The following is a 26,126-nucleotide window of genomic DNA, read 5'->3' as shown; positions in this document are numbered from 1 at the left end:
TGTCGGTGCCAGTTGCGCATGATCGCGGAGACTTCCGGCCGCTGCGCCGGAGCGCACCGCCGGCCCTCCGCCGCGCTTCGCGCGAGCCCGGGCAGGCACGACCGGGCGCTTCGGGAGGCTAGACGGCGAGGAGGAGGCGGTCGGCCGGCCGTACGTTGTCGATGTGCGTGCGGGCCAGCTCCATCGCCCGCGGCACGTCCCCGTCGCGGATCGCGGCCAGCAGCTCGCGGTGGTCCCGGTCGATCGCCCGCCACATCGCCGGCGGCGCGGCCTCGGCGACGGCGCGCCGGTCGGAGTGGTGGTAGAGCGGGCGCACCACCAGTCCCAGCAGCGAGTTGCCCGCGGCCGCGGCGACCGCCAGGTGGAACTCCGCGTGGGCCTCGATGCACCGCTCCAGATCGTCGCGCTCGGGGTCGAACATCGCGCGCTCCAGGTCGGCGAGATGGTGCGGCTGGTGCCGGGCCGCGGCCAGGCCGGCGGCCGGGACCTCCAGCATCCGGCGTACCTCCAGGAAGTCCTCGCCCGTCACCGCGCCCCGGGCCAGCAGGAGGCCGACGCCGTCGGAGAGGGTCTCGCCCAGCGTGTGGGCGTCGGGCTCGGCCACGAAGCTGCCGCCGTTGACGCCGCGCGTGGTGACGATCAGGTGCTGGCTGCTGAGCAGGCGCAGCGCCTCGCGGACCGTCGAGCGGCTCAGGCCGGACTGCTCACACAGCTGCGGCTCGGTCGGCAGGCGCTCGCCGGGGCGCAGCTGGCCGGACATGATGTCGTCGCGGATACGGCCGGCGAGGACCTGATAGGCGGGAGCGACCGTCACGAGAATCGAGCGTAAAGCACCGAACCGCATCTCGGACCGCTCGACGCGACCTCGACGGACCGCAAGTGCGACAGCTCCGCGGAAGCGCGTCAGCGCACGCCGAGAGCGATGCGCGTCGACGGGGCGAACAACAGGACCGCGCCGGCCAGGCCCAGCAGGAAGATCGGGGCGCCGACGTAGGGCTGGCCCTGGGTCAGCATCGTCCAGCCGATCGGCATCTGCAGCATCTGCGCCACGATCCCCGGGCCGCGGGCCCAGCGGCGCCGGCGGTGCAGGGCCACGCCGATGCCGATGAACAGCACCGTCATGAGCGCGAGGTACCCGGTGGAGGACAGCGCCATCTCCGCCGCCGTCCACGAGGCGGTGAGGTCCTGGTAGACGAACCACAGCGTGAGCGCGGCCAGGCCGGCGCCCTCCAGCAGCAGCAGGCGGACCGCCCAGCGAAGGGTCGACGGTGTCTGCTCGGCCGTCCCGCTCACTGGCGTGTCCTTCCTGGTGGAGGTCCATGTCACGGGTTTTGCGGGTCCAACCTTATCGCGCCGCGAAGCGGGTACAGTGCCGCCCATGCGAGCGCTCTTGGTGGTCAACCCCAATGCGACGACCACCACCGAACGCGGCCGGGACATTCTGGTGCGGGCCCTCCGCAGTCAGGTCGACCTGGACGTCGCCTACACGCAGCGCCGGGGCCACGCCGCCGACCTCGCCCGCGAGGCGGCCCGCGAGGGTCTGGACCTCGTCGTCACGTTGGGCGGCGACGGTACCGTCAACGAGGCGGTCAACGGCCTGATGACCTTCGACGCCGGGCCGGCACCCGACCGCGCCCACGACCGTCCCGCGCTCGCCGTCGTGCCGGGCGGCTCGACCAACGTCTTCGCCCGGGCGCTCGGACTGCCCAGCGACTGGGCCGAGGGTACCGGCGCGATCCTCGAGGCCCTGCGCGACCGGCGCGAGCGGATCATCGGGCTCGGCCGCGCCGACGACCGGTACTTCACGTTCTGCGCCGGACTGGGCCTCGACGCCGAGGTCGTGCGGCGGGTCGACCAGGCCCGGCACAAGGGCTCGATGTCCACGCCGTGGCTGTACTTCCGCTCCACCATGGCGCAGCTCGCCGCCACGAACCGCCGCGTGCCGCTGCTCACGCTCGAGTTGCCGGGCGAACCGGCGCAGGCCGGGCTAGCTTGGATGCTGGTACAGAACACGGCACCGTGGACCTACATCGGCGAGCGGTCCGTGAATCCGAATCCGCGCGCGTCGTTCGAAACCGGGCTCGACGTGCTGGGACTTCGGGTGTTGCAGGTGGCTAGCACGACGCGGACCATGGTCCAGCTGGTGTCGAGCCGCCACAGTCCCCGGGGAAAGCAGGTCGTGCGGATGCATGATCTGCCAGGCTTCACGCTGACCGCCGCGCGGCCGATCGCTTTCCAGGTCGACGGCGAGTACCTCGGGGAGGTCGACAAGTTGGATTTCGCGTCCGTGCCGGGGGCGTTACGCGTAGTGTGTTGAGTCACCCCCGGCGATCAACCACCGAAGGGGGAGAAAGTTGCAGAGAGTCGCGACAGAGACACCGCGGCCGCATCTCCGAAAGCCCATCGGTCGTTGACCGAAGCGTACTACATTGGTCACTGACTGTTGCGATCCAGGGTCACCAATCACCACAAAACCGGACAAACCGTGCGTGAGCTTGCTCACCGACTTGGATTTTTTTGGTTTGGACCCCTTGACATCGCGGTAGTTCGTGAAAGCATTCACAAGCGAAACGACCACTGAGCGTTGCCCGCACACATGTTACGGATCTTCAGGCTCCGCCTAGCCGAACCGTTACATGAGATGCATATAGGGAATCACCAACAACGATCCGCGAAAAAAACAAGGAGTGTTGCCGCCATGTCGGACTGGCGCCACCATGCCCTCTGCCGCGACGAGGACCCGGAGCTATTCTTCCCCATCGGGACATCCGGACCCGCGTTGCTGCAGGTTGAGCAGGCGAAGGCGGTCTGCCAGCGCTGCTCCGTGACCAGCGAGTGCCTGCAGTGGGCGCTCGACTCCGGTCAGGACGCAGGCGTCTGGGGCGGGATGAGCGAAGACGAGCGTCGCCTGATGAAGCGTCGCGGCGGCCTTCGGGTCCGCGCTCACTCTGCCTGAGCAAAAGCCTTCACGACCACAAGACGCGAACGCCCCGGCCACACGGCCGGGGCGTTGCTGCATCCACCTCCCGGCGCGCCCTCCCGGCGGCGGCACCCGCAGCCGCAGTTGGCAGCCCGCGGCCCCGCAGCAGGCCGAAAGCCCCACCGCCGGGCCCGCTCCACGGCAGACAACCGCAGCCGGCGACCACGCGACCGCAGCGACCACAAGTCTCCGTGATCTGTGAAGGGTTTTGTCAAGCGTCGACGGCGTTGGCTTCCAGGAAGCGGTAGAGCTGGCGGATGGCGTAGCGTTTGAGGCATCGAAGGATTTCTTTGTTGGAGAGGCCTTCGGTGGTGCGGCGGGTGATGTAGTCGCTGGTTGGTGGGTGTTTCATCCGCCGGCGGGCGGTGACGATGGTGTGCAGGGCGGTGTTGAGGGCGCGGTCACCGCCGCGGTTGAGCCGGTGCCGGACGACCCGGCCGGAGCTGGCTGGTAGGGGGCTGATCCCGCCGATCGCGGCGAACGCGGCCTCGCTGTGGATACGGCCGTGGTGGGACCAGACGGTGAGCAGGGTCGCGGCGGTGACCGGGCCGACGCCGGGCTGGTCGAGCAGGCCGGGACAGGCCTGCTTGACCAGCCCGGCGAGCTGTTTCTCGGCCGCGGCGATGGCCCGGTCCAGCTCGGCGATGGTGGCCGCGGCCCGGCGCAGGGCCTGCAGCCGGACCCGGGTCTCCAGGTCGGCGGCCGGGTCGTCGGGCAGGCCCGCCACGGCGCGGACCTGCCGGGTGGTAGTCAGCCCGCGCAGCGTCTCGCGCAGCTGCCCGGCGCCGAGCAGCAGCGATTTGAACAGGTTGACCGTGGCGGTGCGCACGTCGGAGTCGTGCCGGCGGGTGACCAGCAGCATCCGCAGCGCCTCCCGCCGGCCGTCGGCGCGGGGTTCGGCGTGCCGGGCGGCGGGGTCCCGCTCCACGGCCTGCGCGGCCAGGGCGGCGTGGGTGGCGTCCATCGGGTCGGACTTGCCCCGCCGCCGGCGGGCCGGCTCGGGTTTCACGGCCTCCACGACCCGGTACCCGGCGGCCTGCAGGTGCCGGGTCAGGCCGTGCCCGTGCGAACGGGTGCCCTCCACCGCCCAGAACATCCGCTGCCCGGCCGGGATCTGCCGCTGCGCCCAGGCCTGCACCTGCGCGTAGCCGGCCGGGGTGGCCGGGACCTCGGTCTGGGCCAGGACCGCACTCACCTCGTCGACCAGGGTCGCGGTGTGGGTGTCGGTGTGCGTGTCGACCCCGACCACCCACGCGGTGGACACAGCCCGGCCGCCCTGCCCGGCGGGCGCTGCCCGGCGACGCCGGCCCCGACGATCTGTCACCATGGTCATTACGGTGGTTCCTTCCATGAGCGCTGCCGTTGCAACGGCGTCGGCCCGGGAACACGGTGCTGACCATGGCACATCTGTGATGAGTCACGTGGTTGAGCACGGACAGGCTTCTGATCAGGCCAAGGGACAGCGAGCTGGGCCGACGCCGGTGACCTTGTCGACACGTCATGCGAAAGACACACCACACGGTGGTCAGATCACGGAAGAGTCATCCAAGATCACCGGCATCGAACCTAGCGGATCACGAACCCCGGGCCCGATCACCTTCCCTATAGAAGCGTCATGCGCGACCCATCGCCGACACCCCGGTTTTTCATGATCACGGAGCGAAAACGTACACCTGTGTACAGTAAGTCTCCGCGATCATGACAAACCCGTGGTGTCGGGCCGGGCACGTGCATGATCACGGAGACTTATCGCCGCGTCGGGCGCGCGGCGCGCCCAAAGCACCGGCGCCCAAGGCGCGCGGCGTGCCCGAGGCGAGTGCTCCGAACCAAGCGGTCAGTCGAAGAGCTCGCCGAAGAAGCTCTCACGATGGTGCCGGCGGTGCTTCTTGTGGTGGCCGTAGTGCCCGTAGCCACCATGCGACGGGTACGGTTGCTGATACGGCTGCTGCTGGTAGGGCTGTTGCTGCGGGTAGCCATGTGACTGCTGGCGACCGCCGTGCCAGGACTGCTCGGCGTCGATCAGGTGCTCCAGCTCGCCACGGTCCAGGAAGATGCCGCGGCACTCCAGGCACTGGTCGACGGTCACACCGCCGCGCTCGAACTGGCGCATCTCGCCACGGCATTTCGGGCATGTCATCTGCATCAGACAACGGTAACCATCACGTGCCACGTGACGGTCATGCGACCCGCTCGAGTGCCTCCGCCGCGCCGATGCGCGACATGACCAGTCGCGCCAGGTCCAGGTTGCTGCCCAGTGGCGGCGCCACCGGTGCGAGCGCCCCGGCCAGCAGCGCCGAGGACACCACGTGATCGTGCAGCCGGCCGGGCGCCAGGAAGTAGGACGACACCGCGATCCGCGAGCACCCGCGGGCCCGCAGCGCCTCCACAGCGACCGCGCCGGTCACCGGGGACCCCGAGGCATAGGCGGCATGGCATGGGACGCCCAGCGACGCCCCTAGGGCCCCCGCCGCCACATCCACCGAGTGGCGGGCCAGGTCGTCGCGGGTGCCGGCGGCGGCGAGCACGACAGCGTCGTACCGAATCCGCGGCAACAACCGGCGCAGAGCGGCCAGCAGCAGCGGCGGGACACCGCCCGTCGGGGTGGGGCCGAGGACCTCGGTGGTGGTGACGGGCATGCGCAGGCCGTCGGCCCGGGCCCGGTCCAGCACGGCCGGCAGGTCGACGCGGCCGTGATACGCCGAGGTCAGCAGCAAGGGCACGACCACGGCCGCGGAGTGCCCGAGAGCGGAGCAGGCGAACAGCTGCTCGCCGGGGCGCGGGCCGGCGTGGTCGAGGAACGCGCAGCGCACGTCCAGGCCGGGCCGCTGGGCCGCGACCGCCCGCGCCAGCGCGCGAGTGGCCGCGGCCGCCCGTGGGTCAGCCGACCCGTGGGCCACGAGGAGTACCGCGGTCATCCGGAGGTGTGCAGGCCGCACTCGGTCTTGTCGAACATCGGCCAGCGGCCGCCGCGCGGGTCGCCGCCCGGAGGGGTGCGCCGGGTGCACGGCCAGCAGCCGACCGAGGCGTACCCCTGCCGCATCAGCGCGTTGACCGGCACGTTGTAGCGGGAGATGTACGCGTCCACGTCCGCCTGCGTCCACTGCGCCAGCGGCGACACCTTGAACTTGGCGCGGGCCTGCTCGAAGCCCACGATCGGGGTGTTCGCCCGGCTCGGCGACTCGTCGCGGCGCAGGCCGGCGGCCCAGGCGTCGTAGTCGGCGAGTGCCCGCTCCAGCGGCTCGATCTTGCGCAGGAAGCAGCACTCGTCGGGGTCGCGGGCATACAGCCGCGGGCCGTGCTCGGCGTCCTGCTCGGCGACCGTCTGGCGGGGACGGATCGAGCGGACGGTCACCGGCAGCGTGCGCTGGACGACCTCGCGCACCCGCAGCGTCTCGGCGAAGTGCAGGCCCGTGTCGAGGAAGATGACCGGCACGCCGGGCACGACCTTCGACACCACGTGCGCGAGCACGGCGTCGGCGAACGAGCTGGTCACGCAGAACCGCTCGCCGAACGCGCCGGCGGCCCACTCGATGATCTTCTCGGCCGGCTGGTTCTCCAGCCGCGCCGAGGCTTCCTTGGCGAATTCGATTGACGCAGGTGTACTTCGGGCAACGGTCGTCGTACTCACCGCTTCGCCTCCAACGCTCTTGCCGCCAGTCCCAGGAATTTCAGTGAGAAGACCCGCGCGCAGCTGCGGCACTCCCACGCGCCGTGCGTGTCCTCGTGTGGCCGGAGGTCCTCGTCGCCGCAGTACGGGCAGTACAACGGCGCCTGCCGTTCGCTCATCGCAACTCCGCTTCCGGAGCGCGCATGACCCAGCGGGCGAAGGACTCGCCGGGCTCGCGCCCGGCCTTGTAGTGGCCCGTGACCCGCTCGACGTAGGCGGGCAGGTCGGCCGCGGTGGTCTTGAGGCCGCGCAGCTTGCGGCCGAAGCCGGCGGTCTGCCCCTCGGCCATGCCCAGGCCGCCGCCCAGGTGGATCTGGAAGCCCTCGACCATGTCGCCGGACGCGTCGTCGCGCACCAGCATGCCCTTGAGACCGATGTCCGCGATCTGCGTGCGGGCGCAGGCGTTGGGGCAGCCGTTGAGGTGGATCGAGATGTCGGCGTCGAGCTCGGCGACCTTCTGCTCCAGGTGCTCCACCAGCTCGGCGGCGCGCGCCTTGGTCTCGACGATCGCCAGCTTGCAGAACTCGATGCCGGTGCAGGCCATCGTGCTGCGCCGCCAGTTCGACGGGCGGGGTTCCAGGCCGATGGCCTGCAGGCCCCGCACGAGCGACTCGGTGCGCGACTCGTCGACGTCGAGGATCAGGATTTTCTGGTACGGCGTGAGCCGCAGCCGGTCCGATCCGTGCTCCTCGGCGAGGTCGGCGGCCTTGGCCAGCTGCGTGCCGGAACTGCGCCCGGCGACCGGCGCCGCCCCGACGAAGTACTTGCCGTCCCACTGCTTGTGCACGCCGATGTGGTCGATCGGCTTCTCCGGCAGCTCCGGCGCGGGGCCGTCGATGAGCCGGCGGCCGAGGTACTCGTTCTCCAGGATCTGCCGGAACTGCCCGATGCCCCAGTCGGCGACCAGGAACTTCAGCCGGGCGCGGGCGCGCAGCCGGCGGTAGCCGTAGTCCCGGAAGATCCGGATCACGCCGTGCCAGACCTCGGGGACCTCGTGCAGCGGCACCCAGACGCCGACCCGCTGGGCGAGCATCGGGTTGGTCGACAGGCCGCCGCCGACCCACAGGTCGAAGCCGGGGCCGTGCTCCGGGTGGATGACCCCGACGAACGAGATGTCGTTGGCCTCGTACGGCGTGTCCGGCAGCCACGAGATCGACGACTTGAACTTGCGCGGCAGGTTGGACAGCTCCGGGTCGCCCACGAAGCGGTGGTTGATCTCGGTGATCGCCTCGGTCGGGTCGAGCACCTCGCTCTCCGCGACACCCGCGATCGGGCTGCCGAGGATCACCCGCGGCGTGTCGCCGCAGGCCTCGGTGGTGGACAGGCCGACCGCCTCCAGCTCGGACCAGATCGTCGGCACGTTCTCGATCTCGATCCAGTGCAGCTGGATGTTCTGCCGGTCGGTGATGTCGGCGGTGTCGCGGCCGAAGCGCTGTGAGATCGAGGCGATCGTGCGCAGCTGGGCGACCGACAGCTGGCCGCCGTCGCTGCGGATGCGCAGCATGAAGTACCGGTCGTCGAGCTCCTCCGGCTCGAGCACGGCGGTGCGCCCGCCGTCGATGCCGGGGCGGCGCTGGGTGTAGAGGCCGTACCACCGGAACCGCCCGCGCAGGTCGGCCGGGTCGATCGAGTCGAAGCCGCGGTGCGCGTAGATGTTCTCGATGCGGGCCCGCACGTTGAGCGGGTTGTCGTCTTTCTTGCTGCGCTCGTTCGGATTGAGCGGCTCGCGGTGGCCGAGGGCCCATTGCCCCTCACCGCGAGGTCGCCCGCCGGCCGCACCACGTCCGCGGATGGTGTTCACCGACATGTCGGCGTCCTCTCAGGTTTGGAGAGCACGCGACCTAGCGCCGGCCGTGCCCGAACGATCGGGCCCGGATGACGTCGACGTCATATAAGGATTCCGGCGTGAAGTCGCGCGCCCGGGAAAATTGGCGGGCGGCGGTTCAGCGAGCCGGACAGATGGCGCTGCGCACGCGACCGTAGTCGACGTGGCGGCGGCTGACGAGCCGCAGCGAAGCAGCGTGCATAAGCTGCAGTCTTCCACGGAGAGCGGTCCTTACGCCACGCCCGCGTGAGAGTCGTCTCAGTGCAAATTCACAAACCGGTAACAGAAATTCGACTCAGCCGATAGGAATTCAGGGTCCCGATTGCGCGGCTGGCCGGGCACGTTTTCCCTGCCGTCCCACAGTCCGGTTGATTTCATCGTTTCGCCAGCGGTACCACCATGACCGCCTCGGTGCCGCCACCCACCCGCGCCCGCAGCTCGATCGTGCCGCGCAGCTCGCCGGTGGCCAGCGTGCGCACGATCTGCAGGCCCAGCCGCTCGCTGGCGTCCAGGTCGAAGCCCTCGGGCAGGCCGCAGCCGTTGTCGGCGACGGTCACGTGCAGCTGCTTGCGGAACCGGTGCACGGACACCACCACCTCGGGCGACTCGGGCACCGTCGGCTCGAACGCGTGTTCCACCGCGTTCTGCAGCAGCTCGTTGAGCACCATGACCAGCGGCGTGGCGATCTCGGCCGGCAGCACGCCGAAGTCGCCCTGCCGGCGCACCGTCACGCTGAACCCGGTCGCGCCGACCTCGACGGCGGCCGCGGCGACCCGGTCGACGATGCCGTCGAACTCCACCGCCTCGTCCGCGGACTCCGGGGACATCGACAGCGTCTCGTGGACCAGCGCGATGGAGGCCACCCGGCGTACCGACTCCTCCAGGGCATGCCGGGCGGCGGGCACTCCCACCCGCCGGGCCTGCAGGCGCAGCAGCGCGGCGACGGTCTGCAGGTTGTTCTTGACCCGGTGGTGGATCTCGCGGATCGTCGCGTCCTTGGTCATCAGCTGCCGGTCCCGCCGGCGCACCTCGGTGATGTCGCGCACCAGCACGAGCGCGCCGATCGGCACGCCCGCCGGCATGAGCGGCAGCGCCCGCATGAGCACCGTGGCGCCGCGGGCCTCCAGCTCCTTGCGGGCCGGGGCCTCGCCGTGCAGGGCGGAGTGGATGCGCTCGGTCGCGTCCGCGCCCTCCAGCGGGTCGTCGACCAGCCGGCCGGTGATCTGGGCCAGGCTCTCGCCCACCAGGTGGGCGGCGAGGCCCAGCCTGCGGTACGCCGACTGCGCGTTGGGACTGGCGTAGGTGACCTTGCCGGTGGCGTCGAGGCGCACCAGCCCGTCGCCGATGCGCGGCGCGCTGGTGGTCTCGCCCGGGTGCCGGGGCGGCGGCCAGCTGCCGTCGGCGATCATCTGGGCCAGGTCGTCGGCCGTGGTCAGGTAGTTCAGCTCGAGCTGCGCCGGCGTGCGCGCGGTGCTCAGGTTGGTGTCCCGGCCGAGCACGGCGATGATCCGGTCCCGGCCGGGCCGGCGCACCGGGATCGCCTCGTGCCGGGCGGGCATGTCGCCATACCAGACCGGGTCGCCCTCCCGCCAGATCCGCCCCTGCTGGCGCACGATCTGCAGGTGCGCGACCTCGGGCCCGCCGGCGATCCGCCCGACCTGGTCGTCCTGGTAGGCGGTCGGCGCCGTGGTCGGGCGCACCTGGGCCACGCAGACGAACTCGCCGCGCGCCTCGATCGGCACCCACATGAGCAGGTCGGCGAAGCTGAGGTCGGACACGATCTGCCAGTCACCGGCCAGCCGGTGCAGGTGCTCGATGTCGTCGGGCTCGAGGGTGGTGTGCTCCTCGACGAGGTCTCGCAGGGTCGACACGCTGACAAGACTAAGGTTGCCGGGTGCGGCGTTCGGTGCTTCCCCTCGCGTTGGTGTCTTCCCTGGCGTCGGTGCTCGCCCTGGGCGGCTGCGGCTGGCTCGGCCGCGCCGACGAGACGAGCAAACCCGACGGCATCTTGCTGCACGGGTACGTCAGCGTCGCCGGCGCCGCCGCCGGCGCGACCGGCACGCCCTGCCAGGCGCCGGCGACCGTGCCGGACATCACGGCGGGCGGCTCGGTGAAGGTCGCCGACGCCGACGGCCACGTCATCGCGGCCACCGACCTCGCCGGGGGCGTGCTCTCCGCCGACGGCACCGGCTTCGACTGCAACTTCGCCTTCGAGCTGCGCAACATCTCCGGCAGCCGCGACAGCTACCTGATCCTGGTCGGCGACCGCCCGGCCGCGCGGTTCGCCACCAAGGACCTCCGCGAGGGCAAGCCGGCCGTGATCCCAGTCTCGCCCTCCACGGCGCGATCCTCTTCGCCGTCGCCCGCGCCTTCCCTCAGAGCGTCGTCGTCACCTTCTTGAGCCCGCGCGCCCGCGCCTTCGCTCACAGCGTCGTCGTCACCTTCTTGAGCCCGCCCGGCGCGTCCGGGTCCTCTTCGCCGTCGCCCGCGCCTTCGCTTACAGCGTCGTCGTCACCTTCTTGAGCCCACGCGGCGCGTCGGGGTCCTCGCCGCGCAGCAGCGCGAGCGCCAGCGCCAGGCGCTGCAGCGGCAGGATGTCCAGCAGCGGCGCGTAGCGCTCGTCGACGTCCGGCGTCCGCACCCAGCCCTTCGCCCCCTCGATCGCGCCCGGCCCGAACACGACGGTGTCCGCCCGGCGCTCACCGAGCCGCGCCACCACGTCGCGCATCGACGCCCCGGCCGCCCCGTTGCCGACCACGGCCAGCACCGGCACGTCGGGGTCGGCCATGGCGAGCGGCCCGTGCAGCAGGTCGGCCCCGGAGAACGCGAGCCCGGCGAGGTAGCAGGTCTCCATGAGCTTGAGCGCCGCCTCCCGCGCCGTCGGGTACGCATACCCGCGCCCGGTGGTGACCACCCGCCCGGCGAACCGATACCGCGCCGCGAGATCCACCGCCGCGTCGTCGCTCAGCAGCGACTCGGCGTGCCCCGGCAGCTTGCGCAGCTCGGCGAGCTCGTCGGCGGGCAGCGAACCCCCGCCCCGGACGCTCTCGACCAGCATCAGCAGCGCGAGCAGCTCGGCGGTGTAGGTCTTGGTAGCCGCAACGGCCACCTCGTGCCCGGCGACGACGTCGACGTGCCGCTCGGCGACCTGCGCCAGCGGGGAGTCGGGATTGTTGGTCACGGCCAGCGTATGCGCGCCCTGCTCGCGAGCCACCCGCAACACCTCGTGCAGGTCGGGCGAGCCACCGCTCTGGCTGACCCCGACGACGAGCGTGTCCCGCAGATCGGGCCGCGCCCCGTACACCGTCATGGCGGACGGACTGGCCAGCCCCGCGGGAATCCCGAGCCGGATCTCGGTGAGGTACGCGGCATACAGCGCCGCATGATCCGACGTGCCACGCGCGGTGAACACAACGCTCCGCGGCCGCCACTGCGCGATCTGCGCGGCGACCTCACCAATCTGCCCGGCCCGCTCCTCAAGCAGGCGAGCAAACACCTCAGGCTGCTCGGCGATGTCGGCCTTCATCCCGGCCCCGGGCTGCTCGGTCACGATAACCCCTCGATTCCTGCGCGATCCTGCTCATAGTGTCGCAGTTTCGCGCACCGAACGCCAGTTTCCCCCCAACTCCGCGCATCCCATGCGCGAAACCCCCTTCCCCGCGCACCCCCCATGCATCGCCCACACGCACCCACCCACACGGCATCGGTCACGCCTGAAGTCGCGGCGCATGAATTTGGCCAGCGCCTGATCGCCGTGGTTGCTGTAGGCGGCAGGCGGCGAACTGCGGCTAGGCATCGCCGGCCGCCGCACCGAGCGCGGCGTTGATCGGCGCCAACCCCCGGCCGGCGCGGCAGTCCGACCGTCGCGGATGTCTCGCCCGCCGAGCGGACATCCGATCGGCGTGGCCGGGGCGGACATATGTCTCCGTGATCATGCTGCCCGTCGTGGCGAATCACGGGTTTGCCATGATCCCGGAGACTTTCGGTACACGGGTGTACATAGACACTCCGTGATCATGAAAAACCGTTGGTGCCGGTGCCCAGCGCAGCATGATCACGGAGACTTCTGGTCGCCGCGCTGTGCTCCCCGGCGTGCAGCGTCAACCGTGCAACGACCCGACCACGGCCCGCCGTGTGGCGCGGATCGCGGAGCGCGGATCGCGGAGCGCGGATCGCGGATCGCGGATCGCGGAGCGCGGAGCGCGGAGCGCGGATCGCGGATCGCGGTGGACGCCGGGACGCACCGGCCGGGCAACGCGGTCGCCGACGGACAGCGCGGTCGCCGGCGAGCAATATGGTCACTGGCGAGCAGCGCGGCGCTGGTGGTGCCGGGTCCACAGGCAGCACGGGATGTGGAGCGCGGGCGCGGCACGGGTGACCGCGGGCCGAAGCACCGGCCGCGGGGGCGCGGCCGGGACCGGGCCGCGCGGGCCAGCCGGAGCCGCGGCCGGGACCGAGTCGCGCGGGCCAGCCCCGGGCGCGCCTGACGCCGGCCCGCGCGGGCCAGCCAGGGCGCGACCGGGACCGAGCCGCGCGGGCCAGCCCCGGGCGCGCCTGACGCCGGCCCGCGCGGGCCGGCCGGGGCGCGCCGGGGGCTGGCCCGCGCGGGTGGTGACGGTGGTGAGGGTGGTGACGCTGAGGGTGGTGAGGGGTAGGGCTAGAGCTCTGGGACGGCGGCCAGGGTGGGCTCGGAGGACGGCTCGGGGGCGCTGCCGCGCAGGGCGACCTCGCGGATGAAGATGGCCAGCAGCGGGATGAACACGGCGGCCACGGTCGACCACAGGAACACGCTCGACGTGGCGCCGGCGATGGCGTCGATCACGGCGGTGCGGACCTGGGCCGGCAGGTGGGACAGGGTCGTCGGGTCGATCCTGGCGCCTCCGCCGCCGCTGGCCATCTGGTCGGCGGCGGCGGTGCCGAGGCGCTCGCCGAGCAGCGTGTGCAGGCGGTTGTTGAAGATCGCGCCGAACACCGAGACGCCGAACGCGCCGCCGATCGAGCGGGCGAACGTGGCGGTGCTGCTGGCCACGCCCAGGTCCTTGAGCTCGACGCTGTTCTGCGCGATGAGCATCGAGGTCTGCATCAGGAAGCCCATGCCCAGGCCGAGCACGGCCATGAAGGCGCCCGACTCCAGCTTGGAGCTGTGCGCGTCGAGCCGCGACAGCAGGAGCATCGCCGCGACCATCACCACGCCGCCGATGATCGGGAAGATGCGGTAGCGGCCGGTGCTGGTGATGAGCCGGCCGACCACCAGCGAGGTGAGCAGCAGGCCGCCCATCATCGGCAGCAGGAGCAGGCCGGAGTTGGTGGCCGAGGCGCCCTGCACGATCTGCTGGTAGAGCGGCAGGAAGGTCACCGCGCCGAAGAGCGCGAAGCCGACCAGGAAGCCCACGAACGCCACCAGCGTGAAGTTGCGGTTGGCGAAGATGCCCAGCGGCAGGATCGGCTCGGGGTGCCTGCGCTCGACGAGCACGAACAGCCCCAGCGTCAGCACCGCGACCACGGCGAGCCCGCGGATCTCGGCGGAACCCCACGCATACTGGTTGCCGCCCCAGGTCGTGATGAGCACCAGCGCGGTGACGCCGACCGAGAGCAGCAGCGCGCCCAGCCAGTCGATGCGGTGCTCGGTGCGCCGCTTCGGCAGGTGCAACCGCAGCGCGAGCAGGATCAGCGCCGCGCCGCCCAGCGGCAGGTTGACGAAGAACGCCCACCGCCAGTTGGCGTGGTCGGTGATGAAGCCGCCGACGAGCGGGCCGCCGACCATCGCCACCGCCATCACGGCGGCGAACTGGCCCTGATACTTGCCGCGGTCGCGGGGCGGCACCAGGTCGCCGATGACGGACATCGCGCCGACCATGAGGCCGCCGGCGCCGAGACCCTGGAAGGCGCGGAAGCCGATGAGCTCGGGCATGCTCTGCGCCATGCCGCACAGCACCGAACCGAGCAGGAACAGCGCGATCGAGGTCATGAAGACCGTCTTGCGACCGTAGAGGTCGCCGAGCTTGCCCCAGATCGGGGTCGAGACGGTGGTGCCGAGCACGTAGGCGGTGACCACCCAGGACAGGTGGTCGACGCCGCCCAGGTCGCCGACGATCCGCGGCATCGCGGTGCCGACGATGACGTTGTCGAGCATGGCGAGCAGCATCGCCATGAGCAGGCCCGGCAGGACGACCTTGATGGCGCCCTGCGCCGCCTGTCCCGGTGCCGTGGACTGCTGCGGCGTCCCGGACGCCGTTTCCGCTGTTGTTTCGGACATTTTGTCGCCCCCGAACTTACCTGCCGGCTAGTGAATTTACTAGCCGTACGGTAAGCTCTGTACTAGCCGGGCGTCAAGTAGGATGGCGAGTGATGGAACGGACCGAAGAAACCGCGCAGACCACCGCCCGGGTCGTCCGTGGACGCAACCGCATCCGCGTCGGCGACTCCGACGGTGCGGACGTGCGCCGCCACATCCAGCAGGTGGCGGTCGACCTGTTCATCGAGGAGGGCTACGACAAGACCTCGCTGCGTGAGATCGCCGAGAAGCTGGGCGTGACCAAGGCCGCGCTCTATTACCACTTCCCGACCAAGGACGACATCGTCAACAGCCTGGTCGAGCAGCGCATCGCCGCCATCGAGGACCTGCTGCGGTGGGCCGAGACGCAGCCGCGCACTCCCGAGATGCGGCTGGAGTTCATCCAGCGCTATGCGGACCTGCACGACCATGTGGCCCACGAGAACGTCGTCCGGTTCTTCGAGCGCAACCAGACGGTCGTCAAGACCCTGCCGGCGGGCAAGCGCCTGGGCGAGCAGATGAAGCGGGTCTTCGAGCTGCTCATCGACCCGCAGGAGACGCTGGCCCTGCAGCTGCGGCGGGCGATGGCCCTCTTCTCGCTCCACGCCAGCGGGTTCCTGCTGCGGGAGCGGCCCGGCACCCCGGAGCAGCGGCGGGCCGCGGCGCTGGAGGTGGCGACCGAGCTGATGGCCTCGGCCGACCACATCGCCGCGGCGGGCGACGCCTCGGAGAGCTTCGTCGAGCGGCTCCTGCGCGACTACCTGCACGCGCGGGTGGAGACCGAGACGGGCGCGCTACTGAGCGAGGACCGGCAGCGCGAGGCGGAGGCCCAGGAGGTCGACGCCGGGCACGGGTGACCAGTCGAGGGTCGCGTCCCGCTCGAAGCCGAAGCCGCCGTAGAGCGCAAACGCGGCGCTGCTGGACCGGCGCACGCAGATGACCAGGGCGTGGCAGCCCAGCGAGGCCGCGCGATCGATGCAGGCCTGCACCAGCGCGCGGGCCACGCCGCGGCGCTGGGCGGACGGGTCCACGGCCAGCGTGCGGAACTCGGCCTCGCCGGGGCGGGAAACCTCCGCGTAGTCGCCGCCGGGCAGCGTGAACGTGACGGCGCCGAGCACCACCCCGTCCTCGGCGGCGACGAGCACCTCGGCCGCCGCCGCGCGGCCCGCCACGTCGGCGAGGACCGTGCCGTATTCGGGCGCGGCCTCCAGCTGGCCGTCGGCCCGGTAGGCGGCCACCGTCAGGCGGGACACCTCGGCATAGTCGCCCGGCGCGATGGGACGGACGACGAGACCGGCCGAGCTCACCCGATCACGGCGATCAGGTCCTCGGCGGCGGGGGGCGCCGCCGTCTCCGGCGGCGACGTAAGGGTCGGGGTCTCCCGCACCACGTCGCCCTCGTTGACGGCGATCTGGCTGATCGTCCCGCCGGACCCGGCCACGACCGGGATCTCCATCTTCATCGACTCGAGGATCACCAGCGGCGAACATCTGAAAGCGCCGAGGTCAGCGAGGCGACACACCATCTCGGCGCGGACTTCCTCGGCCATCCGGGTCTCCTTCGCTGCCGCTGAGCTTGACGCAGCTTGACGCAACTTGACGCAACTTGACGCAGCTTATCAGGGTGAAACCCGGTCGCGCCCCGGCGCCGCGGGAGCCCATCATGACAAGCGATGGAATCGGCGATCACCGTTACTCCCGCGGCCCTGCCCGGCATCCTGCTGCACCTGGCCGTCGTGCGCCCCGTCTTCCTGTGGGGGCAGCCCGGCATCGGCAAGAGCTCCCTGGTGCGGCAGTTCGCGGCTGCCCTCGGGCTGGAGTGCGTGACGCTCATCGGCACCCAGCTGGCCCCGGAGGACCTGATCGGCGTGCCCGAGCTGCGCGGCGGGCGCAGCCGGTTCGCGCCGCCGGAGTCGATCGCCCGCGACGAGCCGTACTGCCTGTTCCTCGACGAGCTCAACTCCGCCTCGCCCGAGGTGCAGAAGGCGTTCTACTCGCTGATCCTCGACCGCCGGGTCGGCGACTACGAGCTGCCGGCCGGCTCGATCGTGATCGGCGCCGGCAACCGGACGACCGACAACGCGCTGGCCCGGCCGATGGCCTCCGCGCTGGTCAACCGGCTCATCCACGTGCATCTGCGGGCCAGCGCCGAGGACTGGCTGGCCTGGGCGCGCGGCGCCGGCGTGCACGAGTGGGTGGTGGACTACCTTGAGCAGCGGCCCGACCATTTGTGGGCCAAGCCGCCCAAGGGCGAGGAGCCATTCTCGACCCCGCGGTCCTGGCACATGCTCAGCGACGCCCTGCATTCCTTCGGCGCCGATCTGGCCGATTCGGTACTGCAGGTGCTCACCTCCGGCACCCTGTCCCCCACCCACGCATCGGCCTTCTGCGCGTATATCAAGGTCGTCCGGCACCGCTACGGCCTGGAGGCGATCGTGCGCGGCGACGCCTCGTGGCCGCGCTCGCCCACCGATCGCGACCTGCTGTACTTCTTCGCCGAGGCGTTCCGGGCCCGGCTCATGCGGGACCTGCCGGCCGGGCGCGAGCACGCCTCGCCGTCGGTGCGCCGGTTCGCGGTGCGGGCGAAGACCCTGCTGGTCGAGCTGGCGGAGATCTCGCTGGAGTGCGCCCAGCTTGTCATCGCCGCCGACGACGACGGCGTGCCCGTGCTGCCGGCCTGGTTCCTGGTCGAGGTGACCCGGGACCTGCCCCGGCTCGTCGCGGCCCGGGCCTGAGATGGCGCGCGGCAAGAAAGCGCCGCCCGACCCGCGGCTGGTGGCGGCGCGGGACGCCTGGGCGGCGGTGGTGAGCAGCCCGCTGTTCGACGGGCTGGCCCACGACCCGGCGCACACCGGCGGCCCGGCGCTGGGCATGCGCTGGGCCGAGGACACCGAGCTGGTGCGGGCCCGCGGCTACGCCCGCGTGCACCCCGACGGCGTGGTGGTGGCGAACAAGCTCGCGCCGCTGGCCGTCGAGGAGTGGATCTGGGTCTTCGCCCACTGCGCCCTGCACCTGGGCTTCGGGCACACCACCGGCACCGGCGGCGCCGCCGACAGCGCGCTGGCGGTGGCGCGGTGCGTCGCGGTGGCGCGGTTCCAGGAGGAGCTGCGGATCGGGCGTTCCCCGATGCTGCTGCCGGAGCTGCCGGTGGCGCCCGAGGAGGCGCTGGCCGAGCGCTGGCGCACCGGCGGCATACCGGACCGGGTCACCCTATGCTGCGCGGGCGGGGCGGCCGGTGACGTGGCCGCCGAGCCCGACGACCCGCGCCGGGCGGCCTACGAGGCCCGGCGGGCGGCCACGCTCGGCACGACGGTCATGGGCTGGCCGGACCGGCTGGCCGTGGGCCTCGGCGCGGCCGCCGCCGCGGCGGTGCAGGAGGCGGGCGAGGTGCGCGCGACCGGGCCGCGGCCGGTACACGCCGGCTGGGAGGCGGCGCGGCGCTGGTTCATCTCGTCGTACCCGCTGCTGGCCGGCCTGGCCGCGGGCTTCACGCTGGTCAGCGAGTACGAGGTGGTCCGGCGGCTGGACATCGCCGTCGCCGCGGTCGACGCGGACCTGGGCGAGATCTACGTGAACCCGTTCGCGCCGCTCAGCGCGGAGGAGCGGCGGTTCGTCATCGCGCACGAGATGCTGCACGCGGCGCTGCGCCACGGCGACCGGGTGGGGCCGCGCGACCCGTACCTGTGGAACATCGCCACCGACTACGTCATCAACGGCTGGCTGGTCGAGATGGCCCTCGGCGACCTGCCCGAGGGTGCGCTGCACGACCCCCAGTTCGCCGGCGCCGGGGCGGAGGAGGTGTACGACCGGATCGCCACCGACCTGCGCCGGCTGCGCCGCCTCGGCACGCTGCGGGGCCGTGGCCTCGGCGACATCCTCGGCGGGGAGCACCGCCACCCGGGGCACCGGGGCACCGAGCTCGACGAGTACTACCGCCGGGCCCTCGCCACCGGCCTGGCCTACCACGAGTCGCAGGGCCGGGGCCTGCTCCCGGCCGGCCTGGTCGAGGAGATCCGCGCGCTGGACCACCCGCCGCTGCCCTGGGACGCGCAGCTGGCCCGCTGGTTCGCCGAGCACGTGCGCTCCCCGCAGCCGCGCCGCTCCTACGCGCGCCCGTCCCGCCGGCAGTCGGCGAGCCCGGGCATCCCGCGCCCTGGCTGGTTCTACCCGGAGGAGGAGGTCGAGCGCTGCACGTTCGGCGTGGTGCTGGACACGTCGGGGTCGATGGACCGCACCCTGCTGGGCAAGGCGCTCGGCGCGATCGCCTCCTACGCGGTGTCCCGCGCCGTCCCGGCGGCCCGCGTCGTCTTCTGCGACGCGGCCGCCTACGACGCCGGCTACCTGCCGGTGGAGGAGATCGCCGGCCGGGTGCGGGTGAAGGGCCGCGGCGGCACGACGCTGCAGCCGGGCATCCGGTTGCTGGAGCGCGCCGACGACTTCCCGGCCGACGCGCCCATCCTGATCATCACCGACGGTGAGTGCGACGTGCTGAGGGTGCGCCGCGAGCACGCGTTTCTGGTCCCGGACCAGGCCCGCCTGCCCTTCACCCCGCGCGGCCCGGTCTTCCGCCTGCGTTAGTCCGTCCGCAGCTCGCGGGTATCAGCGTTGACGACCAGCTCGGACAGCTTGTGCCGCAGGCGCGCCTTGAGCTCGGCGGGGGCCAGCTCGCTGCCGCAGCAGCGGGCGACGAGGGCCTTCACCTCCTGCTCGATGCCGTACTCCCGCAGGCAGGGCGAGCATTCGTCCAGGTGGTCGCGGATCAGCGAGCGACGGTCGTCGGCGCACTCGAGGTCGAGGTAGAGATAGACCTCCGCGAGGACGTCGCTGCAGTCGGTCTCGTGCGGGTCTCCACAGCTCATCGGATCTCAGACCTCGCTCGGCTCAGCGGACGGGTTGCGGGTGAAACCCCGGTCGGCAGCATAAGCCTCGAGCTGCCGGCGAAGGTTGCGCCGTCCGCGGTGCAGGCGTGACATCACGGTGCCGATCGGCGTGTTCATGATGTCGGCGATCTCCTTGTACGAGAAGCCCTCGACGTCGGCCAGGTAGACGGCCAGGCGGAACTCCTCGGGCAGCGACTGCAGCGCCTCCTTGACGTCGGAGTCGGGCAGCCGGTCCAGGGCCTCGGTCTCGGCCGAGCGCAGGCCGCTGGAGGTGTGCGACTCGGCCTCGGCGAGCTGCCAGTCGGTGATCTCCTCGGTCGGCGCCTGGACGGGCTGACGCTGCCGGCGCCGGTACGAGTTGATGTAGGTGTTGGTGAGGATCCGATACAGCCAGGCCTTGAGGTTGGTGCCGGTCTCGAACTGGTGGAACGCGGCGAACGCCTTCAGGAACGTCTCCTGGACGAGGTCCTCGGCGTCGGACGGATTGCGCGTCATGCGCAGGGCGGCCGCGTAGAGCTGGTCGATGAAGGGCAGCGCGTCATGCTCGAACCGGATACGCTGCTGTTCCGTGCTCTCGCTGCTGACCACTCGTGCGACTCCCACCCTCGACCGTCCCGCCGAGGATACGCCGAGTTGCTGTGCGGGTTCTGTGTTTGTGGCGCCCGTCAAACGCTCGCGGGCGATCGGCTGCCACGACGGATCGGGCTCCGCGTCGGTCGCCGTCGGCCAGGACGGGCTGAACAGCAGCTCGCGGATGCGCAGATCGTCACGCTCAAGTGTGGCCACGCTGAAGATTCCCTCCGCTGGCGGCGCCGTCGGCAGCACCGCACGAGGGGTGTAACAACCGCGGGCCGCCCGGCATTCCGCCTGAATGGGGCGGCCGGTGATCATCCGGGAGATCACCCGGCCTGCCCGGCGACCGGCCGCGCTTGGGACCGGCCGGCCGCCGGAACAGGAAGGGCCTGGGAGGATGTGGCCGGTTCGCACCGGTCACATCCACGTCAACGAGCCACGGCCGCCGGCGGTGACGATCACTCCCCGGCGACGAAGCCGATCGCCGCGGCCGCGACGGCGGCCGGGTTCTTGGACAGGGCGTGGGTCTCGCCGGGCAGCACCTGGACGCGGACGCCCGGCTGCGGCTCGGGCACGCCGAAGGCGTCGCGGTCGCCGTTGAGCACCAGGGTCGGCACCCCGGTCTCGAGCTCGCCGGCCCGCGACTTCTCCGGCTTGCCGGGCGGGTGCAGCGGGAACGCGAGCGCCAGGATCCGCGCCGCGTCCGCGGCCCGGGCGGTGCGGCAGGCCACCCGGGCGCCGCTGGAGCGTCCGCCCACGACCAGCGTGGTGACCGGCAGCGCCGCGCGCAGCGCGGCGACGACCGCCAGCCACGCGGCGTCGAGCTGGGCGGCCGGGGCCGGCGCGCGGCGGCCGGCGACCCGATACGGCTGGGTGACCAGCGCCACCGCCACCCCGCGGCCCAGCGCCGCGTCGTGGACGGCGACCAGGTCGGCCGCGTCCACGTCGCCGCCCGCTCCGTGGCCGAGCACGAGCAGCGTCCCGGCGTGATCGGCCGGGACGTCCAGGACATACCGCGCCGCCCCGTGCGGCGTGGCCACCTCCCGCACGCCGCCGGGGGCTACGTGGCGCCCGCGCCCACCGGATCGGGCCGCTCCGCCGCGCGGCGCGGGCGCGGGATCGGCAGCAGCGGCAGCCGGGCCACCGCGTCCAGTGTCGGATCCGTCGTGCCGGCCCCGGCCGGCACCGCCTGGCCTGGCCCCTCGCTGCGCCATGCCACGAGCATGGCACGCCGCTCGCGGGGCGTCGTGGCTCCCCACACGCCGTGGCAGTCGCCCACGCTGAGCGCCCAGGCGAGACAAGCGCCCTGGACGTCGCACGTGCGGCACAGCGCCACGGCGGCATCGGCCGGCTCCGTCGGAGCCGGGAAGAACGTTTCTGGGTCGACCGTCTGGCATGCGCCGCGGATGCGCCAGGCCCCGTCGCCTTGCTGCTCCTGGACGGCTCGTAGCAGTCGCGGGTCTCGCCGCGCGGCCGCTACCTCGTGAGGGCGTGGCATCCTCGCCCGGGTCATTACACCCACCTCCCCCGTGGGTCAAACCTACGCAAGGTGAGTAAACGTCGGGATGCCGCATCCGACATAGACTCACCGGCGCTGTGTTCTATCCCAGAAACGACCGCAAATACAAGGGTTTTCACAAGGTTTAGCAAAAACGGCCGATCAGCATCTGGACTTACGGCCTAAAAAAGGGTCAGATCGATCGCCTCCACATCGCTGGGGCGCAGCGGCGGGGCCGGAACCCGCGTGGTCAAATCAGGGCCGTCGTTGTGCACGTCGCCCACGCGGGGGCCTACGGGGCGTAGCTCCAGGCGTGCGACGTGCGACGACGGCGTCGGGGCGAGCAGCGCCGGGCCGGGCTCCGCGGACAGCCACGCGGCCCACCGGTCGGCCGGCAACAGTAACGGCATGCGGTCGTGGATGAGCGCCAAGTCATCGACGGCCGGCGTGGTGATGATTGAACACGTGACCAACCGGCTTTCGGCTTTGCCCCACACGGTCCAGAGTCCCGCGAATACGCACGGTTCCGCGGCGCCGAGGGTCATGAAGTACGGCTGTTTCGCCTTTTCCGGGCCGCGCACCCACTCATACCATCCGTCGGCCGGGACCAGGCAGCGCCGCCGCGCGAAGGACTGGGCGAACGCGCTCGACGTGGTGACCGTCTCCACCCGGGCGTTGATCATCCGGGCGCCGGCCTTCGGATCCTTGGCCCAGGACGGCACCAGGCCCCAGCGCGCGGTGCCGAGCACCCGGCCGCCGGCCGACCGCGAGACCCGCACGATCGGCACCGGGTCGGTCGGGGCCACGTTGTAGTCGGGCGCCAGCTCGCCGGCGTCGTCGGTCGCCTCGAACAGCGCCGCGAGGTCGGCGTTGCTGCGCGAGGTCGCATACCTGCCACACATGCCGCCCACGCTAGCCGGGGGGTACGACAAAACCGCTAAGGTCAATCATGGTGAGGCGGAAGCGCGAGTACGACGAGGACGACGTCCGGGTGCGCCCGGGCCGCTCCTCGCGCCCGCGCACGCGCCAGCGCCCCAAGCACAGCGACGCCGTCGAGGGCTTCGTGGTCGCCGTCGACCGCGGGCGGTACACCTGCCACATCGGCGACGCCGGCGTCACCGTCACCGCGATGCGCGCCCGCGAGCTCGGCCGGCACGGCGTGGTGGTGGGCGACCACGTGCAGATCGTCGGCGACGTCAGCGGCCGGCCGGACACGTTGGCCCGGATCGTGCGCATCGACGAGCGCGAGTCGGTGCTGATGCGCACCGCCGACGACGAGGAAGGCGGCACCGAGGGCCGGTTCGAGCGGGTCGTGGTGGCCAACGCCGAGCAGCTGGTGATCGTCAACTCGCTGCAGGACCCGCCGCCGCGGACCGGGTTCATCGACCGGTGCCTGGTCGCGGCCTACGACGCGGAGATCGACCCGCTGCTGTGCCTGACCAAGGGCGACCTCGCCGCGCCCGACGCGATCCTGGACTACTACGCCGAGCTCGACCTGCCGTATGTGCTGTGCCGCCCGGACCGGCCGCTGGACGACCTCCTCGCCGAGCTGCGCGGCCGGGTGTCGGTGCTGATCGGCCACTCCGGGGTCGGCAAGTCCACGCTGGTCAACCGGCTGGTGCCGGGCACCGACCGGGCGGTGGGCACGGTCAGCGCGGTGGGCAAGGGCCGGCACACCTCCACCAGCGCCCTCGCCCTGCGGCTGCCGGGCGACGAGGGCTGGATCATCGACACCCCGGGCGTGCGCTCCTTCGGGCTGGCGCACGTCTCCGCCGACAGCCTCCTGCACGGCTTCCCCGACCTCGTGGAGGCCTCGACCCGCTGCCCGCCCAACTGCGACCACACCGGCGCCGGCGGCGACTGCGGCCTGGACAAGCTCGTCGCCGAGGGCGGCGCCGACCCGCGCCGGCTCGCCTCGTTCCGCCGGCTGCTGGCCTCCAAGGAGGGCGCGGCCTCAGACGACGACGGGCCCGCCTGAGCGCCAGTAGACGTTGCTGTCCCGGGACAGCAGCCCGGCGTCGACCAGATACCGGCGCAGCGCCGCGTGGTCGTCGTGCCAGGCCCGCAGGATCGCGTTCACCTCGCGCTCCGGGTAGCGCACGCCCGGCTCGAACGACGACGCGATGTGCTCCAGCACCACCGTGCGCTTTGCGTGGGCGGCCGGGATCTGGGTCAGCCGGCCGTCGGCGATGAACGTGCGCAGGATCAGGTCGCGCTGGCGGTCCGGGTCCAGCTGTGGTTGCGGCGCGGCGGCGGTGGCCTGGTGACGTACCGCATCCTTGAAGGCATCCGCCGCCGCGGACAGCTCGCCGCCGTCGACGGCCAGCAGGCCGCCCTGCTGCAGGCGCCGGATCGCCGGCTCGATCAGCCGCGCCGGCAGGCCGGTGGCCGACTCCACGGCGCTCGGCGTGCGGGCGCCCAGGACGACGGCGGCGAAGACGCGCAGACGATCGGGCTCGGCGAGCAGGCCGCAGAGAGCTGTGGGCGTCACAAACGGCGACAGTACTGCCAGAAGGTGGCGATCGTCGGCTAAGTTTCCGCGCATGGCGCGCTACGCGGACGATCTGGCCCTCGCTCATCTCCTCGCCGACACCGCGGACGCGATCGCCGTGCCGCGCTTCCGGGCACAGGATCTGCACGTGACCGCGAAGCCCGACCTGACGCCGGTGACCGACGCCGACACGGCGGTGGAGAAGGCGCTGCGGGCCACGCTCGGCCGGGCCCGCCCGCGCGACGGGGTGCTCGGCGAGGAGTACGGCGCGACCGAAGCCGCGGCCGGCCCGGGCAGCCGGCAGTGGGTCATCGACCCGATCGACGGCACGAAGAACTTCGTGCGCGGGGTGCCGATCTGGGCCACGCTCATCGCACTCATGGAGGGCGACCAGCCGGTCGTCGGCCTGGCGTCGGCCCCGGCGCTCGGCCGGCGCTGGTGGGGCGCGCTCGGCCACGGCGCCTACGCCGGCCGCCACACGGCGGCGGCGACACCGATCCGGGTGTCGGGCGTCAACCGGCTCGCCGACGCGTCGTTCTGCTACTCGTCGCTCGGCGGCTGGGAGGAGGCCGGGCGGCTGGGCGCGATCCTGGACATCAGCCGCCGCACCTGGCGGCAGCGGGCCTACGGCGACTTCTACGGCTACATGCTGCTGGCCGAGGGCGCGGTGGACATCATGGTCGAGCCCGAGCTGTCGCTGTGGGACCTGGCCGCCCTGGTGCCGATCGTCACCGAGGCCGGCGGCACGTTCACCGACCTGGAGGGCCGCCCGGGGCCGGGCGGGGGCAGCGCGGTCGCCACGAACGGCCACCTGCATGAGGACGTGCTCACCCGTTTGAGCAACACCCGACTGTCCGGATTGTCCGGGTGAACCTTTAGGTCCGTATGCCCCGGCTCCCGGAGGGGTCTATCCTGCCCGGGTGGCATCTTGGAGTTGGCTGTTCCTCGGCGCGATGATCACCGCCTACGGCGTCGCCAACCTGCTGCAGTCCGTAGCCGCCGCACGCACCGACCTCCACCAGGGTTTCCAGCCGATGCTGCTGCTGCGCCTGGGGCGGCACAAGTCGTATCTGGTCGGCGTGGCCTGCCAGGTCGGCGGCTTCCTGCTGGCCTTCTTCGCCCGCCGCGAGCTGCCCCTCTTCCTCGTGCAGTCGGCCATGGCGGCCGGCCTGGGCGTGACCACGCTGCTGGGCGTGCTGATCCTCAAGTGGAAGCTGCCCCGCACCGAGATCGCGCTGCTGCTCGCGCTCACCGTGGGCATCGCCGCGCTGGTGCTCGCCGCCAAACCGGCCCCGTCCCGCCAGCTCGGCACCGGCGGCGTGATCGCCCTGATCGTCGTGCTGGTCACGCTCGGCGCCGTGGGCTTCTTCGCCTGCCGGCTGCACGGCGCGCCCGGCTCGGTGGTGCTGGGCGCGCTCTCCGGGGTCGCGTTCGGCGCGGCCGCCGTGGCGTCCCGGCCGCTGGCCTCGGCGGACTCGCTCGCGCAGTTCGTCACGAATCCGCTGTCCTACCTGCTGATCGCCCACTCGCTCGTCGGCCAGCTGCTGCTGGGCCTGGCGATGCAGCGCGGCTCAACGACCGCCGCGGTGGCCGCGATGGACGCCGCCGGCGCGGTCCCGGCCGCCCTGGTCGGACTGCTCTTCCTCGGCGACGGCGTGTGGCCGCACCGGGAGTGGCTGGTCGCGGCCGGTTTCGTGGTCACGCTCGGCGGCGTGCTCGGGCTGAGCTTCTACGCCGAGCCACAACACCATCACAAGACCGCGCCGGACGCCATCGAGGAGCCGGAGATTCGGGCGTTTCACGAATTTCCAGATTTTTCTGGGCTCGGGCCGCGTCACGCACAGACCGTTCCTGCCGCGAGCGCCTGGTCTGGGTCGGTCTCCGCGAAGCCCACCGAGCCAGACTGGGCGAACCGCACCGGGCCTGCCTGAAGGGCGGC

The 26,126-nt window shown here is 72.1% G+C and carries 28 protein-coding genes; 9 read left to right on the top strand and 19 right to left on the bottom strand.

All coding sequences use genetic code 11. The features are described from left to right. Positions 1 to 118 precede the first annotated feature (118 nt). Complete coding sequence (locus ACQPXD_RS05475) at positions 119 to 814, bottom strand: FadR/GntR family transcriptional regulator (protein WP_432835433.1); 696 nt, start codon at positions 812 to 814, stop codon at positions 119 to 121. A gap of 89 nt (positions 815 to 903) precedes the next feature. After that, positions 904 to 1,293 carry a hypothetical protein gene (locus ACQPXD_RS05470; protein ID WP_432835431.1) on the bottom strand — a complete coding sequence of 130 codons (390 nt, stop codon included), beginning with the start codon at positions 1,291 to 1,293 and terminating at the stop codon, positions 904 to 906. Between the two features lie 85 nt (positions 1,294 to 1,378). Here ACQPXD_RS05470 and ACQPXD_RS05465 point away from each other — a divergent pair, with 85 nt between their 5' ends. After that, positions 1,379 to 2,317 carry a diacylglycerol/lipid kinase family protein gene (locus ACQPXD_RS05465; RefSeq protein ID WP_432835429.1) on the top strand — a complete coding sequence of 313 codons (939 nt, stop codon included), beginning with the start codon at positions 1,379 to 1,381 and terminating at the stop codon, positions 2,315 to 2,317. Between the two features lie 381 nt (positions 2,318 to 2,698). Then, complete coding sequence (locus ACQPXD_RS05460; protein WP_190257048.1) at positions 2,699 to 2,956, top strand: WhiB family transcriptional regulator; 258 nt, start codon at positions 2,699 to 2,701, stop codon at positions 2,954 to 2,956. 235 nt (positions 2,957 to 3,191) lie between these two features. On the opposite strand, the gene ACQPXD_RS05455 is transcribed toward ACQPXD_RS05460, so the two are convergent. The 7 genes from ACQPXD_RS05455 to ACQPXD_RS05425 all read right to left on the bottom strand — a co-directional run bounded on the left by ACQPXD_RS05455 (position 3,192) and on the right by ACQPXD_RS05425 (position 10,343). After that, positions 3,192 to 4,244, bottom strand: a complete 1,053-nt coding sequence (locus ACQPXD_RS05455; RefSeq protein ID WP_432824726.1) for an IS110 family transposase — start codon at positions 4,242 to 4,244, stop codon at positions 3,192 to 3,194. A gap of 570 nt (positions 4,245 to 4,814) precedes the next feature. Further along, complete coding sequence (locus tag ACQPXD_RS05450) at positions 4,815 to 5,126, bottom strand: zf-TFIIB domain-containing protein (protein WP_432843656.1); 312 nt, start codon at positions 5,124 to 5,126, stop codon at positions 4,815 to 4,817. A gap of 31 nt (positions 5,127 to 5,157) precedes the next feature. Further along, the gene (locus tag ACQPXD_RS05445; protein ID WP_432835427.1) at positions 5,158 to 5,916 is read right to left on the bottom strand and encodes a sirohydrochlorin chelatase; all 759 of its coding nucleotides are present in this window, start codon (positions 5,914 to 5,916) and stop codon (positions 5,158 to 5,160) included. Beyond that, entirely contained in the window at positions 5,892 to 6,608 is a 717-nt protein-coding gene (locus ACQPXD_RS05440; protein ID WP_432835426.1) for a phosphoadenylyl-sulfate reductase, read from the bottom strand. Before ACQPXD_RS05440 ends, ACQPXD_RS05445 begins: the two co-directional genes overlap by 25 nt. Then, entirely contained in the window at positions 6,605 to 6,766 is a 162-nt protein-coding gene (locus tag ACQPXD_RS05435) for a hypothetical protein (protein WP_432835425.1), read from the bottom strand. The genes ACQPXD_RS05440 and ACQPXD_RS05435 overlap by 4 nt, the downstream gene beginning before the upstream one ends. Continuing rightward, the gene (locus tag ACQPXD_RS05430; RefSeq protein WP_432835423.1) at positions 6,763 to 8,454 is read right to left on the bottom strand and encodes a nitrite/sulfite reductase; all 1,692 of its coding nucleotides are present in this window, start codon (positions 8,452 to 8,454) and stop codon (positions 6,763 to 6,765) included. Before ACQPXD_RS05430 ends, ACQPXD_RS05435 begins: the two co-directional genes overlap by 4 nt. Positions 8,455 to 8,846: 392 nt before the next feature. Then, positions 8,847 to 10,343, bottom strand: a complete 1,497-nt coding sequence (locus ACQPXD_RS05425; protein ID WP_432835421.1) for a sensor histidine kinase — start codon at positions 10,341 to 10,343, stop codon at positions 8,847 to 8,849. A 53-nt stretch (positions 10,344 to 10,396) separates the two neighbouring features. On the opposite strand from ACQPXD_RS05425, the gene ACQPXD_RS05420 reads away from it, so the two are divergent. Next, positions 10,397 to 10,873: a hypothetical protein gene (locus ACQPXD_RS05420; protein ID WP_432835420.1), complete on the top strand. Its 477-nt coding sequence runs from the start codon at positions 10,397 to 10,399 to the stop codon at positions 10,871 to 10,873. A 96-nt stretch (positions 10,874 to 10,969) separates the two neighbouring features. On the opposite strand, the gene ACQPXD_RS05415 is transcribed toward ACQPXD_RS05420, so the two are convergent. Then, entirely contained in the window at positions 10,970 to 11,998 is a 1,029-nt protein-coding gene (locus ACQPXD_RS05415) for an SIS domain-containing protein (RefSeq protein WP_432843654.1), read from the bottom strand. A 1,131-nt stretch (positions 11,999 to 13,129) separates the two neighbouring features. Next, the gene (locus tag ACQPXD_RS05410; protein WP_432835418.1) at positions 13,130 to 14,728 is read right to left on the bottom strand and encodes an MDR family MFS transporter; all 1,599 of its coding nucleotides are present in this window, start codon (positions 14,726 to 14,728) and stop codon (positions 13,130 to 13,132) included. Between the two features lie 92 nt (positions 14,729 to 14,820). On the opposite strand from ACQPXD_RS05410, the gene ACQPXD_RS05405 reads away from it, so the two are divergent. Continuing rightward, positions 14,821 to 15,603 (top strand): TetR/AcrR family transcriptional regulator, encoded by a 783-nt coding sequence (locus ACQPXD_RS05405; RefSeq protein WP_432835416.1) that lies wholly within the window; start codon positions 14,821 to 14,823, stop codon positions 15,601 to 15,603. Here ACQPXD_RS05405 and ACQPXD_RS05400 read toward each other — a convergent pair. Beyond that, positions 15,541 to 16,053 carry a GNAT family N-acetyltransferase gene (locus ACQPXD_RS05400; protein ID WP_432835414.1) on the bottom strand — a complete coding sequence of 171 codons (513 nt, stop codon included), beginning with the start codon at positions 16,051 to 16,053 and terminating at the stop codon, positions 15,541 to 15,543. The two genes, ACQPXD_RS05405 and ACQPXD_RS05400, sit on opposite strands and share 63 nt — an antisense overlap. Beyond that, positions 16,050 to 16,295, bottom strand: coding sequence for a biotin/lipoyl-containing protein (locus ACQPXD_RS05395; RefSeq protein ID WP_432835412.1), 246 nt, complete (start codon positions 16,293 to 16,295; stop codon positions 16,050 to 16,052). The genes ACQPXD_RS05400 and ACQPXD_RS05395 overlap by 4 nt, the downstream gene beginning before the upstream one ends. Positions 16,296 to 16,418: 123 nt before the next feature. On the opposite strand from ACQPXD_RS05395, the gene ACQPXD_RS05390 reads away from it, so the two are divergent. Both ACQPXD_RS05390 and ACQPXD_RS05385 read left to right on the top strand, forming a co-directional pair. After that, complete coding sequence (locus ACQPXD_RS05390) at positions 16,419 to 17,480, top strand: AAA family ATPase (protein WP_432835410.1); 1,062 nt, start codon at positions 16,419 to 16,421, stop codon at positions 17,478 to 17,480. A gap of 1 nt (position 17,481) precedes the next feature. After that, positions 17,482 to 19,323: a vWA domain-containing protein gene (locus tag ACQPXD_RS05385; RefSeq protein ID WP_432835408.1), complete on the top strand. Its 1,842-nt coding sequence runs from the start codon at positions 17,482 to 17,484 to the stop codon at positions 19,321 to 19,323. Here ACQPXD_RS05385 and rsrA read toward each other — a convergent pair. The 5 genes from rsrA to ACQPXD_RS05360 all read right to left on the bottom strand — a co-directional run bounded on the left by rsrA (position 19,320) and on the right by ACQPXD_RS05360 (position 22,598). Further along, positions 19,320 to 19,604 carry a mycothiol system anti-sigma-R factor gene (rsrA, locus tag ACQPXD_RS05380; protein WP_432835406.1) on the bottom strand — a complete coding sequence of 95 codons (285 nt, stop codon included), beginning with the start codon at positions 19,602 to 19,604 and terminating at the stop codon, positions 19,320 to 19,322. The genes ACQPXD_RS05385 and rsrA overlap by 4 nt on opposite strands. A 6-nt stretch (positions 19,605 to 19,610) precedes the next feature. Continuing rightward, positions 19,611 to 20,516 (bottom strand): sigma-70 family RNA polymerase sigma factor, encoded by a 906-nt coding sequence (locus tag ACQPXD_RS05375; RefSeq protein WP_432835404.1) that lies wholly within the window; start codon positions 20,514 to 20,516, stop codon positions 19,611 to 19,613. Between the two features lie 140 nt (positions 20,517 to 20,656). Beyond that, positions 20,657 to 21,247, bottom strand: a complete 591-nt coding sequence (locus tag ACQPXD_RS05370) for an alpha/beta family hydrolase (protein ID WP_432835402.1) — start codon at positions 21,245 to 21,247, stop codon at positions 20,657 to 20,659. Between the two features lie 11 nt (positions 21,248 to 21,258). Beyond that, positions 21,259 to 21,711 (bottom strand): WhiB family transcriptional regulator, encoded by a 453-nt coding sequence (locus ACQPXD_RS05365; RefSeq protein ID WP_432835400.1) that lies wholly within the window; start codon positions 21,709 to 21,711, stop codon positions 21,259 to 21,261. A gap of 167 nt (positions 21,712 to 21,878) precedes the next feature. Then, positions 21,879 to 22,598: an SOS response-associated peptidase gene (locus ACQPXD_RS05360; protein WP_432835398.1), complete on the bottom strand. Its 720-nt coding sequence runs from the start codon at positions 22,596 to 22,598 to the stop codon at positions 21,879 to 21,881. A gap of 47 nt (positions 22,599 to 22,645) precedes the next feature. Here ACQPXD_RS05360 and rsgA point away from each other — a divergent pair, with 47 nt between their 5' ends. Next, positions 22,646 to 23,674: a ribosome small subunit-dependent GTPase A gene (gene rsgA / locus ACQPXD_RS05355; RefSeq protein WP_432835396.1), complete on the top strand. Its 1,029-nt coding sequence runs from the start codon at positions 22,646 to 22,648 to the stop codon at positions 23,672 to 23,674. Here the strand turns inward: rsgA and ACQPXD_RS05350 are convergent. Next, entirely contained in the window at positions 23,651 to 24,187 is a 537-nt protein-coding gene (locus ACQPXD_RS05350; protein WP_432835394.1) for a DUF2087 domain-containing protein, read from the bottom strand. The genes rsgA and ACQPXD_RS05350 overlap by 24 nt on opposite strands. A gap of 52 nt (positions 24,188 to 24,239) precedes the next feature. Between ACQPXD_RS05350 and hisN the strand changes: the two genes are divergently transcribed. After that, positions 24,240 to 25,058: a histidinol-phosphatase gene (gene hisN / locus ACQPXD_RS05345; protein WP_432835392.1), complete on the top strand. Its 819-nt coding sequence runs from the start codon at positions 24,240 to 24,242 to the stop codon at positions 25,056 to 25,058. A gap of 82 nt (positions 25,059 to 25,140) precedes the next feature. After that, positions 25,141 to 26,118 carry a hypothetical protein gene (locus ACQPXD_RS05340; protein ID WP_432843653.1) on the top strand — a complete coding sequence of 326 codons (978 nt, stop codon included), beginning with the start codon at positions 25,141 to 25,143 and terminating at the stop codon, positions 26,116 to 26,118. Positions 26,119 to 26,126 lie beyond the last annotated feature (8 nt).

The organism is Dactylosporangium sp. CA-092794 (assembly GCF_050948465.1).
GTDB lineage: Bacteria > Actinomycetota > Actinomycetes > Mycobacteriales > Micromonosporaceae > Dactylosporangium.
The sequence above is the reverse complement of the archived record's forward strand: the minus strand, read 5'-3'. Positions and strand labels throughout refer to the sequence as shown.